The sequence below is a fragment of the Pseudazoarcus sp. NS20 genome (assembly GCF_059703745.1).
In genome coordinates this window covers 219,445-233,022 of the sequence record NZ_BAAKIY010000003.1, presented here as the reverse complement: position 1 = coordinate 233,022, position 13,578 = coordinate 219,445, and the positions used below count along the sequence as shown (strand labels likewise).

Here is a 13,578-nt window from a genome sequence, read left to right as displayed (position 1 = left end):
CCGCCCCTCGCCGCTTTAGCTCAGTTGGTAGAGCAACCGCCTTGTAAGCGGTAGGTCGTCAGTTCGAATCCGACAAGCGGCACCACGCAAAACAAAAACGCCAACCGACAGGTTGGCGTTTTTGTTTTTGGCACTTTGCAGTTGCACCTCAAGACACAGCTGCAACCTCATGCTTGCGCAGCGCCTCTTGCAGCGTGGCAACCATCACGCGTTTGGCTTGCTTCTTCATTGCAAGGTAACGCGGGGCCTTCGCCCCACTACGACCGAAGATGGCTGTAGTGCCTTCAGAGACACACTCCAGAAGATAGGCGCAAGCTTTCAAATCTTCGGCATCCACATCCGCCGGGTCCACCCCAAGGGCTCGCACCAAGGCATTCACGGCACCTTCGTAAATATCCTCCAAGCTCCGCGCCACGAAATCACTGTGGTTGGCCATAGCCCAGAGTTCGGGAAACATGTGGACCGTATTTTCGGAGACCGCATCATCCAGCAGCCAATCGACCATCTCATTGAGACCTACGTCTTCACGCAACGCAAGATCGATGCACAACTCATCGAACCGGCGCGCATACTTCTCAAGCAAGCGGTCTGACATTGCTCGGATGAGTTCCTCCCTCGTCGGGAAGTAGTACGTGAGGTTGCCGGGCGCAATCCCGACAGCGGAAGCCACCTGCGGGATGGAAAATCCGGCAAGCCCCAAGGTCGAGAGCACTTGGGCTGCGCCATCGAGAATGGCTTCTCGTGTCTGGGCACCTTGGATCGTTCGGCGGCGTTTGATGCGCGTGGGCGTGTCGTTTGTCATTGCAAGCACTCTGGTGGACCTTTCCAAACCGATTCTCGGCCAAGCCTCGCGACGATGCGAACCGGAATCGCTTCAAGATGCAACGCGCAACATTGTGACTTTTTTCACACTCAACGTGTAATTTTGGGAACTGGAATCGGCTGATGTCACAGCAATGGCACTCTTTCCGCATGACGAAGCGTCCTCGAATCCGCCTCCTAATGCTGCTGGTCGTGCTCTCAGCCTTGGCATGGTCAGCAATCTCCCCTTACGAGCGTGGCACCTGGTGGGCAGAGGTCTTGCCTGTCGTTATCGTGATACCGCTGTTGCTCGTTACCGCACGGCGGTTCGAACTAAGCACTCTCGCCTACTCCATGATCACGCTGTTTGCACTGATCCTCATTCTCGGAGGCCACTACACCTACGCGCGCGTTCCGCTAGGTTTCGAGCTACAAGAGTGGTTCGGACTGGAGCGCAACCCTTACGACCGGATCGGACATTTCTTTCAAGGCGCAACTCCGGCGATCGTGGCACGGGAACTGCTGCTGCGCACCTCGCCGCTGCGTCCGGGCAAATGGCTGTTCGCCATCGTCACTCTCAGTTGCCTGGGAATCAGTGCAGCCTACGAAGTGCTCGAATGGCTTACGGCAGTGTTTTGGGGAGACGGCTCGGTGGAATTTCTGGGCACCCAAGGAGATGTCTGGGATGCGCAGTGGGACATGTTCATTGCCCTGCTCGGTGCGCTGACAGCCCAACTGTTGCTGGGCCGCTGGCACAATCTGCAGTTACAACAGCTGAAGCTCCCGCATGGAGAGACTGGCTAGCTCGACTCTTCCGTCAGAGGGATGAGCAAGCCACGGCGAAAAGGCTCAAACCATCAAGCCTTGCCGTACTTGTCAAACACCGCTCTCGCATCCTGATGGGCACGGTCGAGTGTGCAGATGGACGGGTCGTCATCGTGACCGCTAAAGAAATCATCGGCCTGAGCCCGCATCACCATCGAGATTGCATCATCGTCCGTGACGTCGTACTTCTCGGTGATCAAGGTGGTTACTTCGTCCAAATGCTCTTCGTACGTCATGGCTGGAGGCAACTGTGTAAGGGGCGCACACGTTAGCACGTGCCCCGCTTCAAATCAGCTACGCGCTTTGCAGAAGCTCAGAAAACCGCTCGACTACAGTCACCACTTCGGCCGCACCATTGCGGATTTCCTGAATGGCCACACCCGCCTCGTTGGACAGGCCGACGCTGGCCGTCGCTGTCTGGCGCATCTGGTTCATGCTGCCGATGGCCGACGCCGTGCCAGCCTGAACGGCGGCGATCATCCCGGTGATCTCAGTGGTTGCCTGAGACGTCCTTTCGGCAAGCTTACGAACTTCGTCTGCAACCACGGCAAACCCTCGCCCCTGCTCCCCCGCCCGCGCCGCCTCAATGGCAGCGTTGAGAGCAAGCAGGTTGGTCTGGTCGGCAATCTCGCGGATGGTCTTTACGATGGAGGTAATCTGGGCTGTTTCTGCGCCGAGCTGTTCAATGGTTTCACTCGCCAGATCCGCACTGCCGGCGATGGCGCTCATCTGACCGGTCGCGCGCACGATGATTTCAGCACCACGCTCTGACAGACGCGCATTGCCGCGCGCGATCTCGACGGCCGTCGCAGCATTGCGCACCTCTTGCTCCACGGCTTCGATCCGAGCCGTGATATCGGTGGCAAACTTGATGCACTTGTAGGGGCGCCCGGCCGAATCAAGCACCGGGTTATAACTTGCCTCGAGCCAAACGACCCGACCTCCCCGTGCGACCCTGCGGAACTGCCCCGAAACATACTCACCGGAACCAAGCCCCTGCCAGAACTGGCGATACTCCGCGGAAGAGGCGTACTCTGACTCGCAGAACATGCTGTGATGCCGTCCGATGACCTGGTCGCGCGAATACCCGGTCACAGCAAGAAAATTGTCGTTGGCGGCAAGAATGCGACCTTCCAGATCGAATTCGATCGCAGCCATTGAACGATCAATCGCTTGCAATATGCTGCGCCGCTCATTGCCAGCCAATACCTGGTTGGTGATATCGGTAGCCAATTTTACGACTTTCAGCACCCCACCTTCGGCGCCAAGCACCGGGTTATAGGTCGCTTCGAGCCAGATGGGGTTACCTTGGCCGTTTTGCCGCAGGAAGCGACCGGACACCACCTCGCCGCGCCTCAGCCTATTCCACTGTTCTGCGTACTCCGGTGATTTCGAGATAGCCTCGCTACAAAACATTCGGTGATGCTGCCCAATTACTTGCTCGCGACGGTATTGCATCGCGGCAAGGAAGATGTCGTTAGCAAAGAGCACCGTTCCGTCGGGTGAAAATTCGATACGCGCCGTCGAGCGATCTATCGCATCGATGATGGCTTTTTGCTCACTCAATTGATTGAGTTGATCCTGAACGACGTGCTTGAGTCTGCGACTGAACATGTTTTCCTTCGGCTGATTTCGTGCCGACCCTGACAAGCTTGGCAGCCTGCTACGGTCAGCAATTCGGCGTTAGGAGACAGAATATAATTAAAAGTTTAATTACTGATTATGCACAATGCCCACTAAGTCACACTCGTGATGCGATGGATTAGAAGCCTCCTGCCTTTGAACGCCACACCGGCCCCAATCACGATTCGATGGCTTTGTGGAAAAGGCCTGGAGCACATCATGGAATTCAACCGGAAAGGGCCTATTGCACCAGGAAGGCACCCCGGCGTCCTCCGTAACGATCGGCTGAGGTTGGATCACACATTGCTGTGCCGACCGCCGCCACTCTTCCGAAAGGCCACCGTCGGCTTTGAGGGCTCAGGGCGCCCCCCTCCTTCGGCCATGCGCAATTTGTCCTCAAGGATTTCCAGCGCCCCAAGCAGGAAATAGAAAGCTTGATGGCAACCTTTCGGAATCCACAGCTCTCGAACCTCCCGCTCCATGCGCTCGTAGTCCGCTCGATAGGCCGGCAGCTCATCCGGGGAGCTGAAATGCTCGACCGCCGCCGTCAGCTTGAAGATTTCGGCGTACTTGTAGCTCGCGGCAATATCGAAAGCCGTCTTGCGATAGCCCGGAATCATGCGCAGCAATGGGTACAACACTGCAATCAGTGCAAGGATCGCAAACCAGGCGCGGTCGAAAAAGCTCGCCACCCAATAGGGGGCATAGTTTTCGAGCAAGGGAGGACCTTGCTGAAGGTAGCGCTCGGCGACTTCGCTGCGCGGCACGCTGTGCTCGGTAAATGCCGGGAAACCACCCGGGCGCTCGAAGTACGCTCGGTCATTGAGTGAAAATTCGGCAGTGGCACGCATGAACAGATACTGCAACGCGGGGTGCAGCGTCTCCCTCGCCAGCAGAGTGGTTGTCGTGGCGACCATGTTGACGTCCAGCACCGGCCGAGGCGGCGACAGGCTCAAGCCGCCGCGCGGCAAGCGCACGACTTCCATGTAGTCGATGTAGCGCGCCAGCGCGTCTGCCACAGGGAAGTTCAACAGGTTGATGTCGGGGTGACGCAGCAAGGCCTGGGCGTTTCCGGACTCCATGCCCGCGAGCAGGAACATGCCGTCGATGTCACCGCGCAGCAGGCGAAGCGCACTTTCCGCGGCCGGAAGCTCAACCAAGCCGATACGGCCGCGTTGCATGTCGGGCACCACATCGAGCAAGGCATCCGCGACGGGGCGTGTTCCGCTACCCGGCAAGCCAATCGAAATGCGTTTGTCTGCCAGAAACTCGACGAAATCATCGCCTTCGAACTCCGGCCCGGTGTAGAAGAACCACAAAGGCTGGTAACCCACACTACCCAGTGAAACCAACGCTTCGTCACGAGCCACCGGCAAGCCGCCCTGCGAAAACGCCACGTCCACCTTGCCGTCGCGCAGTGCCTGGAGGTTATCGGAAGCGCCGCGTGTGGAGAGGTACTCCACCCGTACGCCATGGCGCTCGAAGTATTCGCCGTACTTGTAGGCAATCACTTCCAGAGTCGAATTCGACTGCCCCGAGGCAATGCGGATGTGTGAAGGCGGCATCGGCGAAATCAGGTAGGCCGCAATCAGGACTGCCAGCAACACGGCAAGCAGCACATACCACTGGTAACGACAGAACATCAGCAGCGCGATCAATTCGTCGCGCACGCTGAGCATGAAGTACTTCCCGACCTTCGGGCTTCGCCTGATCAACTTGATTTCACTCCATCAACGGCTTCAAGAATAGCGCCGGGTCATGTTCAACTTGAGGCGCCCGAGCGCCAGACTGATCGGGTAGCACAGCACAAAAAACATGCAGAGCGCGTAAACGTATATCGCGAACATGTAGGTCGTGCCGGTGGCGGCAATCACGGTGTTGCATTTACCCACCAATTCATTCACGCCGACCAGCGAAGCCGTGCTCGACGCAAGCAAGGTAATGAGGAAGCCGCCCAGCCAGTTCGGAATGAACAGCATCGCCGAGCGCTTTCGCCCCGCCTGCCAATGCACGACCGATGTATGCAGATTGAGCGCCGTGAATCCGATGGGAGAGCCAGCCAGCGCAATCGACGCCTTGAGCCAGTCCGGCACACTGATCAGCGTGCTACCCAACTCGATCTGATTCGGAATCAATGTGGCCGCGTAGAACAGCAGCACCAGGCTTGGCACGTTGCGAAAGAACGAGATCACGAATGCCACGCAACGCGTCACCACGCGGGAGTTCGAGAACTGCAGCATCGCCAGCGCGGCGCCCACCGCTGTGCCCAGCAAGGTCGCCAACAGCGCGATGATGACGTTCCAGTACAGACCGGTGAGCAAGAACGGCGTCCATGTCCACAAGACTTCGAAGCTGTCGGCGATCACGCGAGCCTCCGCTGTCGCAAACGCAACTCGAAACGATCGAACACGTAAATCCAGAAGGCCGTCATCAGGTAAAAGGCCACCAGCAGCGCATTCATCATCAGAAAGACGTTGCCCCGGTCGGCGATGATGGCGATGGTCGCCGACAACAATTCCGGCACCGCGATTGCGGAGGCAATCGAGGTCGCCTTCACCAGATTGGTCAAGGTGTTTCGCACCCCCACCGAGGCTTCCGCCAGCAGTTCGGGAAAGAACGCCGGGGTGAAGCGGAAATCGGGATGATTGTCGTGAATGTGTTCAGCCGCGTCGATGAAGGCGAACGCGATGATCGAGCCGTGATACAGCGCCAGACACACGATCGCAATCAAGAATGGCGGCAGGCTGAAGGCAAATGTGCTCCAGACCCAACTGCCCAGCCAGAAGAAAATGAGGTACATCTGCAACAGCATCGGCGTCATGCGGCCGAAATTGCCGAAGGCCTTGATGACGCTGCTTAACACCGGAATGCGAGCCGCCACGACCACAGCACCGAAGAACGCGAAGGCCAGGCTCCCCACAATGGTTGCGGCACACAGCAGCAGCGTCCACAAGATGCCGATCAAGTAACGTTCGCGATCGAACGGGTCATACACGAAGGAGAAATCCAGGCCGAAGGTCTCGCGCACCCACAAGCCCAGGCCCTGCAAGCCATCGACATCGGCCGATGTGACAAACGCTGCGTTGCGGCAGACCGCGGGCCACTGGCCACCCTCATCCCGTTCGCACACGTAACGCCCATCGGGTGTCTGGGTGCGCCACAGCGCGCTTGCCTCGACCAGAAAGCGACTGGGCTGGATATCCCATGCAGCCTCACGCTCGATCAGCACGCCGTCGCGATGCCAGCGTGCTACCGCATCCCCCACGACACGCTCCAGTTCGGTGCCGGCCTCACTGCGTGAAACGCTCAGCGCCCACGGAATGATCAACGCCGACGGCAACGGTGCCGTGTATCCGGTCAGATCGGGGTCTTTGAGGTACTGCTGGATGGCCACATCGGTATACAGAAAGCCCGCGCAGCGACCATCGCGCAGGGCCAACAATGCATCGCGCACGCTGCGGTACATCTGCAGTTTGACCAGATAGCGCTGGGTGATCGGCTTGTTGAAGTAACTGCCCTGCAAGGCGCACAACTGGAAGCCACGCATGGACTGCCAATCCTCGAAGAACACGCCAGGCCGCAGGAAAACACCGACGCCACCGCCGTAGTAATTCGGCTCGATGACAGTCGCGACCTGACGCCGCTCGCTGGTATCGGCCGCCGTGGCGATGATTACATCCACCGCGCCCTGCTCGAGGCGCTGAAAACGATTTTCGGTGGTGACCCCCACCAGACGCGCTTCGACACCCAACTCAGTAGCCAGTTGCCGCGCCAGATCGACTTCGAAGCCCATCGGCAGCCCGTAGCTGTCGAGCATGCCGAACGGCGGGAAATCAGTTTTCACGCCGATCGAGATGACGCCCTGCGCGCGAATTCGCTCCAAGGTGGGGCTGGGGGAGAACTCCGCAAAGGCTTGCCCCCACAGCACGCAAACCACCAAGAGCAATGCCTGAAGAGCACGATGAAGAGCTCGCACCTCAGTCACGCAGCGGCATCCGGCGTTCAAGCTCGCGCACGGCCAAGGCGGCTGCCACCGGCGCCGTCATCTTGTGCAGATCGACCACGCCCACGCCGGGCGGGATCGCAATGCGCTCGGACAGCGCAACGAGTTCGCCGGTATCGAAGCCATCATCGACCGCATGCAGCGCAATCACGCAGTATTCAGAGCCTTCGTCGAGCAGTTGCTGGAAGGGGTTGCCGCCCACGTAACGCGACGGCCAGCCGTCGTCCTTGCACGGGTGCAGGTTGAAAAAACCGTGGCGAGGATACTGATACAGCCGCGCGTCGATCTTCTGACCGAACGTAGCCATGACGACTACATCCGGTCGCCACGCATTTTCGAATACATCGTAGAACTCGGCCGACTTCACACGCCCGGTCCACGGCTCCAGTTCGTGCTCGCGCGCCAGCCGCGCCACCATCGAGCGCTCCGAGACCGAATGCGGATACTGCCAGACGCGCCGAGCGGCGCTCACATATGGCTGAGCAGGGTCGTCCGTCGCGACGCCGACCACCACAAGCTGCTGCGACAACGCTCCATAGAGCAGTTCGTGCAGAACGTGGTAGCCACGATAGAAACTTCCGAAAACCGCCACCCGCAACACGCACTGTCTCCGATGAACGTACCGGCTTGGCCACACGTTTCAAAATGCGACAAAGATTGACTTTAGCGTGTTACGCGCGGCATGCGAAGCGAATGCGGCTTGACCGTGTGAGGTTTTCGCCAAAAACAAAAAGCCGACCCTGCGGATCGGCTTTTCATCACTGCGATTGATTTTGGTCGGGGCGGCGGGATTCGAACTCGCGACCCCTTGCACCCCATGCAAGTGCGCTACCAGGCTGCGCTACGCCCCGACACAAGCTGCGCATTATAGCAGCGGCTGAAAGCTTTTCCAGCCCAATTATCAGTTGCGAAGAAACTTCAGCAGATCTTCGATCTCGTCACGCACTTCACGCACGCATGCGCGCAGCTGATCGGCTTCGGAAGCCTCTTCCTGCTCGTGAATTGCACTCTCGCCCAGACGATTTCGCGCACCGGAGATGGTGAAGCCCTCCCGATAAAGCAGATCGCGAATTCGCCGAATCAACAGCACCTCGTGATGCTGGTAATAGCGGCGGTTGCCGCGCCGCTTCACCGGCTTGAGCTGCGTGAACTCCTGCTCCCAATAGCGCAGCACGTGCGCCTTCACTCGGCACAGGTCACTGACCTCGCCGATCGTGAAATAGCGCTTCGCCGGAATCGGCGGAAGCGGCTCCTGATCGATTTCAGGTGGGCTGTTCTGCATTGCTCAAGAGCTCCACAGCAGCCTTGAGTTTCTGACTGGCATGGAAAGTCACGACGCGGCGGGCAGAGATGGGAATCTCTTCACCGGTCTTGGGGTTACGGCCCGGGCGCTGCGGCTTGTCACGCAACTGGAAGTTGCCGAAGCCGGAGAGCTTCACGGGCTCGCCGCGCTCCAGCGCCAGACGGATTTCTTCGAAGAAGCTCTCGACCATGTCCTTGGCCTCACGCTTGTTGAGACCTACACGTTCGAACAGCAATTCGGCCAGTTCGGCCTTGGTGAGTGTCGCGCTCATTTTCCTTACCCGCGCAGTCGTGCGCCGAAGGAAGTGTCTGCCTCGCGCACGATGGCAGAGATGGCTGACTCGACTTCCTGATCTTCAAGTGTTCGTTGAGTATCTTGCATCAACACCCTGAATGCAAGACTCCTTTTCCCTTCTTCCACACCCTTGCCCTGGTACACGTCGAAGAGTTCGACGCTGCGCACAATGGTCGGAGCAGCACGCTTCATGGCCGACAGCAGATCGCCCACGGGCACGCCTTGATCGGCGATCAAGGCAATGTCACGCGACACCGTCGGGAAACGCGAAAGCTCGGCATAGAGGGGAATGTCGGCACCGAGCGCTGCCGCGAGATCGAGTTCGAAAACGATGGGTGCCGCACCCAGGTCGTAACGCTCCACCCACAAGGGATGCAATTCACCGATCACGCCAACCCGTTCGCCCTGGACACGGATCTCGGCCGAACGGCCAGGGTGCAAGGCAGGATGAGCCGCCGGCACGAACTCCGCACGACGCGGCGCCAGAAGTGCCTCGACATCGCTCTTCAGGTCGAAGAAATCGACCCGGCGCGATGCCACACCCCACTGCTCCGGCTGCGCCTGCCCTGCGGCCAGCGCAGCGATGCGCATCGGCTGGTCGTACCCCGCCACCGGCTCTCCTGCAACATCCGGCAAAAAGCAGCGCCCGAGTTCGAACACGCGCACCCGCTGCATCTGACGGTTCAGGTTGGTCGACAGCGTTGCGACCAAGCCGGGAATCAGGCTCGTGCGCATCACGTTCATCTGGCTGGCAATCGGGTTGGCCAGCTTGACCGGCGCCGTATTGCCGCAGAAATCGCGCTCCCACGCTTCTTCGATGAAGGCATAGTTGATCACTTCCTGGAAGTCCCGCGCTGCCAGGAGGCGACGCAGTGCCCAGGCGGTGCGCTGCGATTCAGGTTGAACGAGCATCGACAACGGGCCTTGAGGCACCTTGGCGGGGATGTTCTCGTAGCCGTTCAAGCGCACGATTTCTTCAATCAGATCGGCCTCGATCTCGATATCGAAACGGAAGCTCGGCGGCACCACTGCAACGCTGCTGCCTTCGGCGCTCACTTGCAGGTGGGCACGCTCGAGCAGAGCGATCATGGTGGCGTCGTCGAGGTCGATACCGAGTAGGCGACGCGCGCGCTCAAGACGCATCTTCACCGGTGTGCGTTGCGGCAAATGTTGCGCCGACACGGCCTCGGTCACCGGCCCGGCCTCTCCGCCACACAGATCAAGAATCAGACGCGTGGCCCGCTCAATGGCGCGAGCCGGCAATTCGAAGTCGACGCCACGCTCGAAACGGTGCGAAGCGTCAGACGAAAACCCGTATGCCCGCGACCGCCCGACGATTGCATCCGGCGTGAAGAAAGCGCTTTCGAGGAACAAATCGGTGGTTTCGAGCGTAATGCCGCTCTCTTCCCCGCCCATGATGCCCGCCAATGCCAAAGCGCGACGTTCATCGGCGATCACCAGCGTGTCGCTGGCGAGCTCGACTGTCTGCTCATTGAGCAGCAAAAGCGATTCGCCAGCCTGCGGCATGCGCACGTGAATGGCGCCTTGTAACTTGGCATTGTCAAAGGCGTGCAAAGGCTGGCCAAGTTCGAGCATCACGAAGTTGGTGATGTCTACCAAAACGCTGATCGAACGGATGCCGCAACGCTCGAGATGACGGCGCATCCAGTCCGGTGTACGGACGCGTGCATCAACGCCTTTGACCACGCGACCGAAATAACGCGGGCAGGCTTCCGGCGCGTCCAGCACGACCTCGCGCACGTCTGAAATGCTCGCAGCCACCGCTGCGGCCTCCGGCAGACGCAGCGGAGCCCCGGTCAGCGCAGCCACTTCACGCGCAACGCCACTGAGGCTCAAGCAGTCGGCACGGTTGGGCGTGAGCTTGATGGTGAACATGCGGTCGTCGAGGCTCAAGGCATCGCGCACGTCGGTGCCGGGCGTGAATGCCTCGTCGAGCACCAGCAGGCCATCACTGGCATCCGGAATACCCAGCTCACGGCCCGAGCACAGCATGCCGAATGATTCGACACCGCGCAGCTTGGCCGCCTTGATCTCGAAACCCGGAAGTTTTGCGCCAACGCGTGCCAGCGGAGCCTTCAGGCCAACCGCGGCATTTGGGGCGCCGCATACGATCTGCAGCAATTGCCCGCTGCCGTCGTCCACCTTGCAGACCTTGAGCTTGTCGGCATCGGGGTGCTTCTCTGCAGCGACGATGGTGGCCACCACCACACCGCTGAATTCGGGCGCGACCGGATCACACTCTTCGACCTCCAGGCCGGCCATCGTCAGCAGATGGCCCAGTGCCTCGGTGTCGAGCGGCGGATCAACGAACTCGCGCAGCCATTGTTCGGAAAATTGCATGTCGCTCTCGACGAAATTGAATTACCGGAACTGCCCCAGAAAGCGCAGATCGTTCTCGAAGAACAGGCGCAGGTCGTTCACGCCGTAACGCAGCATGGTCAGGCGATCCAGCCCCATGCCGAAGGCAAAGCCGGTGTAGCGCTCGGCGTCGATGCCACCGCTGGCCAACACGTTCGGATGAACCATTCCGCAACCGGCGATCTCGAGCCAACGGCCTTCGAGCGCGCCGCTCATGAAGGCCACATCGATCTCGGCACTGGGCTCGGTAAAGGGGAAGAACGACGGACGGAAACGTACCTGCAGCTCATCGGTCTCGAAGAAGCTGCGCAGGAAGTCCGCGATCACGCCCTTGAGGTCGGCAAAGCTCACGTTTTCGCCCACCCACAACCCCTCGACCTGATGGAACATCGGCGAATGGGTGGCATCGGAATCGACGCGATAGACACGACCGGGCGCAATCACGCGCAAGTCGGGCATGCCAGCCTCACCAGCGTGACGCTCTACATGTGTAAGCATCGCGCGAATCTGCACCGGGCTGGTGTGCGTGCGCAGCAGCACGTCGCCCCGCCCTTCCAGATAGAAGGTGTCGTGCATCGAACGTGCGGGGTGGTTGTCCGGCGTATTGAGCGACGTGAAGTTGTGCCAGTCGGTCTCGATTTCCGGACCGTCCGCCACCACGAAACCAATCGAGCGGAACAGGTTCTCGACGCGTTCCTGAGTACGCGTCACAGGGTGCAGCCCCCCCAGAGAGGTACCGCGTGCCGGCAACGTGACATCCAGAGCTTCGGCGGCGAGCTGAGCTTCGAGACGCGCAGTGCGCAAGGCATCGCGTCGAGCCTCCAGCGCCGCTTCGACGGCTTGCTTGGCACGGTTGATTTCAGCACCGGCAACACGGCGCTCATCCGCCGGCAGTTTGCCGAGCGACTTGAGGCGTTCGGTCAACGAGCCGGTCTTGCCCAGATAACGGGCCTTGGCCTGCTCAAGCTGATTGGGGTCGGTGACGGCTGCGAACTCCGCTACGGCCGTTTCGACGAGTGAGTCCAGATTGTCCATGTGCGTGAAGATGTCGTCCGTACAGAAAAAAAAAGGAGGCCAGGCCTCCTTTTTTTGCGCCGCGCTGGATCAGGCGGCGAGTTTGGCCCGGGCTTGGTCGGCGAGTGCTGCAAAAGCAGCCTTGTCGAACACGGCCAGGTCGGCCAGAACCTTACGGTCCACTTCCACTTCGGCTTTCTTCAGGCCGTGCATGAAAGTGCTGTAGGTCAGACCCAGCTCACGCGCAGCGGCGTTGATACGGGCGATCCAGAGAACACGGAACTGACGCTTGCGCTGACGACGGTCACGATAAGCATATTGACCGGCTTTCATCACCGCCTGTTTGGCGATGCGATATACGTTCTTGCGGCGGCCGCGATAGCCTTTTGCGAGAGCGAGGACTTTCTTGTGACGGGCGCGGGCGGTTACACCACGTTTAACTCGGGGCATGGCGGTCTCCTATCAAGCGTACGGAAGCATGGCGCGAACCAGCTTTGCATCGGAATCATGAACTTCAGTCATGCCGCGCAGCTGACGCTTGCTCTTCGTGGTTTTCTTGGTAAGGATGTGGCGCTTGAACGCTTGCGACCGCTTGATCCCGCCACTCGAGCGGACCTTGAACCGTTTGGCGGCCCCGCTCTTGGTTTTCATCTTCGGCATTACAACAACTCCTGTTTTTGGATGCCGTCGGGTAACGCCGTACTACGGCATATTTGAGACCCGACACCACTTGTTTTCCAGCTGCTTTCGCAACCGGTATTCCCTTCCCTGTTTTTGACAGGGAGGTGGAATTCTTCGTGATCAGCGCGGCTTGCGCGGCGCGATCACCATGATCATCTGACGCCCTTCCATCTTGGGCATCTGCTCGACCAGACCCAACTCATCCAGATCGGCGCGAATGCGCTCCAACTGACGCATGCCGATTTCCTGGTGGGCCATTTCACGGCCGCGAAAACGCAGCGTGACCTTGCACTTGTCGCCTTCGTCAAGAAAACGCTTCAGGTTGCGCAGTTTGATCTGGTAGTCGTTTTCGTCAGTACCCGGACGAATCTTGACTTCCTTGACCTGCACCTGCTTCTGCTTCAGACGGGCTTCGTGTGCCTTCTTCTGCTCTTGGTACTTGAACTTTCCGAAGTCCATGACCTTGCACACCGGGGGATCCGCCATGGGGGCGATCTCGACCAGGTCAAGACCCACTTCGTCGGCCACTTTCAGGGCCGCCTCAAGGGAAACGATACCGAGCTGTTCACCGTCATCCGATACCAGCCGGATTTGTTGCGCGTTGATTTCTTCGTTTACGCGCTGCTTCTTGTCTTGAGCGATGGTTCAAATCTCC

At 59.5% G+C, this 13,578-nt stretch carries 14 protein-coding genes, 2 tRNA genes and 2 pseudogenes; 2 read left to right on the top strand and 16 right to left on the bottom strand.

Annotated features, from left to right (window positions below):
• Positions 1-9: 9 nt before the first annotated feature.
• A tRNA-Thr gene (locus AC6H0W_RS09830) sits at positions 10-85 on the top strand.
• A 63-nt stretch (positions 86-148) separates the two neighbouring features.
• Here the strand turns inward: AC6H0W_RS09830 and AC6H0W_RS09825 are convergent.
• Positions 149-802, bottom strand: a complete 654-nt coding sequence (locus AC6H0W_RS09825) for a TetR/AcrR family transcriptional regulator (protein WP_497576977.1) — start codon at positions 800-802, stop codon at positions 149-151.
• A gap of 143 nt (positions 803-945) precedes the next feature.
• Between AC6H0W_RS09825 and AC6H0W_RS09820 the strand changes: the two genes are divergently transcribed.
• Entirely contained in the window at positions 946-1,605 is a 660-nt protein-coding gene (locus AC6H0W_RS09820; protein WP_497576976.1) for a DUF2238 domain-containing protein, read from the top strand.
• Positions 1,606-1,658: 53 nt separating this feature from the next.
• Here the strand turns inward: AC6H0W_RS09820 and AC6H0W_RS09815 are convergent, their stop codons facing one another.
• The 15 genes and pseudogenes from AC6H0W_RS09815 to infC all read right to left on the bottom strand — a co-directional run bounded on the left by AC6H0W_RS09815 (position 1,659) and on the right by infC (position 13,565).
• Complete coding sequence (locus AC6H0W_RS09815; protein WP_497576975.1) at positions 1,659-1,862, bottom strand: hypothetical protein; 204 nt, start codon at positions 1,860-1,862, stop codon at positions 1,659-1,661.
• A gap of 76 nt (positions 1,863-1,938) precedes the next feature.
• Positions 1,939-2,262, bottom strand: a pseudogene (locus AC6H0W_RS09810) (methyl-accepting chemotaxis protein); the annotation flags it as partial.
• Positions 2,263-2,466: 204 nt separating this feature from the next.
• Positions 2,467-3,240, bottom strand: a pseudogene (locus AC6H0W_RS09805) (PAS domain-containing protein); the annotation flags it as partial.
• Positions 3,241-3,545: 305 nt separating this feature from the next.
• Positions 3,546-4,928: a TAXI family TRAP transporter solute-binding subunit gene (locus AC6H0W_RS09800; RefSeq protein WP_497576974.1), complete on the bottom strand. Its 1,383-nt coding sequence runs from the start codon at positions 4,926-4,928 to the stop codon at positions 3,546-3,548.
• 60 nt (positions 4,929-4,988) lie between these two features.
• A complete protein-coding gene (locus tag AC6H0W_RS09795; protein ID WP_497576973.1) occupies positions 4,989-5,615 on the bottom strand; it encodes an ABC transporter permease subunit in 627 nt (208 codons plus the stop codon).
• Positions 5,612-7,234: a transporter substrate-binding domain-containing protein gene (locus AC6H0W_RS09790; RefSeq protein WP_497576972.1), complete on the bottom strand. Its 1,623-nt coding sequence runs from the start codon at positions 7,232-7,234 to the stop codon at positions 5,612-5,614. Before AC6H0W_RS09790 ends, AC6H0W_RS09795 begins: the two co-directional genes overlap by 4 nt.
• The gene (locus AC6H0W_RS09785) at positions 7,227-7,853 is read right to left on the bottom strand and encodes a formyltransferase family protein (protein WP_497576971.1); all 627 of its coding nucleotides are present in this window, start codon (positions 7,851-7,853) and stop codon (positions 7,227-7,229) included. Before AC6H0W_RS09785 ends, AC6H0W_RS09790 begins: the two co-directional genes overlap by 8 nt.
• A 173-nt stretch (positions 7,854-8,026) precedes the next feature.
• Positions 8,027-8,103, bottom strand: a tRNA-Pro gene (locus AC6H0W_RS09780).
• Positions 8,104-8,153: 50 nt separating this feature from the next.
• Positions 8,154-8,534 carry a MerR family transcriptional regulator gene (locus AC6H0W_RS09775; RefSeq protein ID WP_497576970.1) on the bottom strand — a complete coding sequence of 127 codons (381 nt, stop codon included), beginning with the start codon at positions 8,532-8,534 and terminating at the stop codon, positions 8,154-8,156.
• On the bottom strand, positions 8,515-8,826 hold the full coding sequence (locus tag AC6H0W_RS09770; protein ID WP_497576969.1) for an integration host factor subunit alpha: 312 nt from the start codon (positions 8,824-8,826) through the stop codon (positions 8,515-8,517). Before AC6H0W_RS09770 ends, AC6H0W_RS09775 begins: the two co-directional genes overlap by 20 nt.
• Positions 8,827-8,831: 5 nt before the next feature.
• Positions 8,832-11,210 carry a phenylalanine--tRNA ligase subunit beta gene (gene pheT / locus AC6H0W_RS09765; protein ID WP_497576968.1) on the bottom strand — a complete coding sequence of 793 codons (2,379 nt, stop codon included), beginning with the start codon at positions 11,208-11,210 and terminating at the stop codon, positions 8,832-8,834.
• A gap of 21 nt (positions 11,211-11,231) precedes the next feature.
• Positions 11,232-12,263 carry a phenylalanine--tRNA ligase subunit alpha gene (gene pheS, locus AC6H0W_RS09760; protein ID WP_497576967.1) on the bottom strand — a complete coding sequence of 344 codons (1,032 nt, stop codon included), beginning with the start codon at positions 12,261-12,263 and terminating at the stop codon, positions 11,232-11,234.
• Between the two features lie 69 nt (positions 12,264-12,332).
• Positions 12,333-12,692 (bottom strand): 50S ribosomal protein L20, encoded by a 360-nt coding sequence (rplT, locus tag AC6H0W_RS09755; protein WP_497576966.1) that lies wholly within the window; start codon positions 12,690-12,692, stop codon positions 12,333-12,335.
• Positions 12,693-12,704: 12 nt separating this feature from the next.
• The gene (gene rpmI / locus AC6H0W_RS09750) at positions 12,705-12,902 is read right to left on the bottom strand and encodes a 50S ribosomal protein L35 (protein ID WP_497576965.1); all 198 of its coding nucleotides are present in this window, start codon (positions 12,900-12,902) and stop codon (positions 12,705-12,707) included.
• Positions 12,903-13,043: 141 nt separating this feature from the next.
• Entirely contained in the window at positions 13,044-13,565 is a 522-nt protein-coding gene (gene infC / locus AC6H0W_RS09745; RefSeq protein WP_497577343.1) for a translation initiation factor IF-3, read from the bottom strand.
• Positions 13,566-13,578 lie beyond the last annotated feature (13 nt).

Bases quoted from the DNA above. Each gene is read 5' to 3' on its own strand.
- AC6H0W_RS09825 (WP_497576977.1), bottom strand. From the start codon at position 802: ATGACAAACGACACGCCCACGCGCATCAAACGCCGCCGAACGATCCAA.
- AC6H0W_RS09820 (WP_497576976.1), top strand. From the start codon at position 946: ATGTCACAGCAATGGCACTCTTTCCGCATGACGAAGCGTCCTCGAATC.
- AC6H0W_RS09815 (WP_497576975.1), bottom strand. From the start codon at position 1,862: ATGACGTACGAAGAGCATTTGGACGAAGTAACCACCTTGATCACCGAG.
- AC6H0W_RS09800 (WP_497576974.1), bottom strand. From the start codon at position 4,928: ATGCTCAGCGTGCGCGACGAATTGATCGCGCTGCTGATGTTCTGTCGT.
- AC6H0W_RS09775 (WP_497576970.1), bottom strand. From the start codon at position 8,534: ATGCAGAACAGCCCACCTGAAATCGATCAGGAGCCGCTTCCGCCGATT.
- AC6H0W_RS09770 (WP_497576969.1), bottom strand. From the start codon at position 8,826: ATGAGCGCGACACTCACCAAGGCCGAACTGGCCGAATTGCTGTTCGAA.
- pheT (WP_497576968.1), bottom strand. From the start codon at position 11,210: ATGCAATTTTCCGAACAATGGCTGCGCGAGTTCGTTGATCCGCCGCTC.
- pheS (WP_497576967.1), bottom strand. From the start codon at position 12,263: ATGGACAATCTGGACTCACTCGTCGAAACGGCCGTAGCGGAGTTCGCA.
- rplT (WP_497576966.1), bottom strand. From the start codon at position 12,692: ATGCCCCGAGTTAAACGTGGTGTAACCGCCCGCGCCCGTCACAAGAAA.
- rpmI (WP_497576965.1), bottom strand. From the start codon at position 12,902: ATGCCGAAGATGAAAACCAAGAGCGGGGCCGCCAAACGGTTCAAGGTC.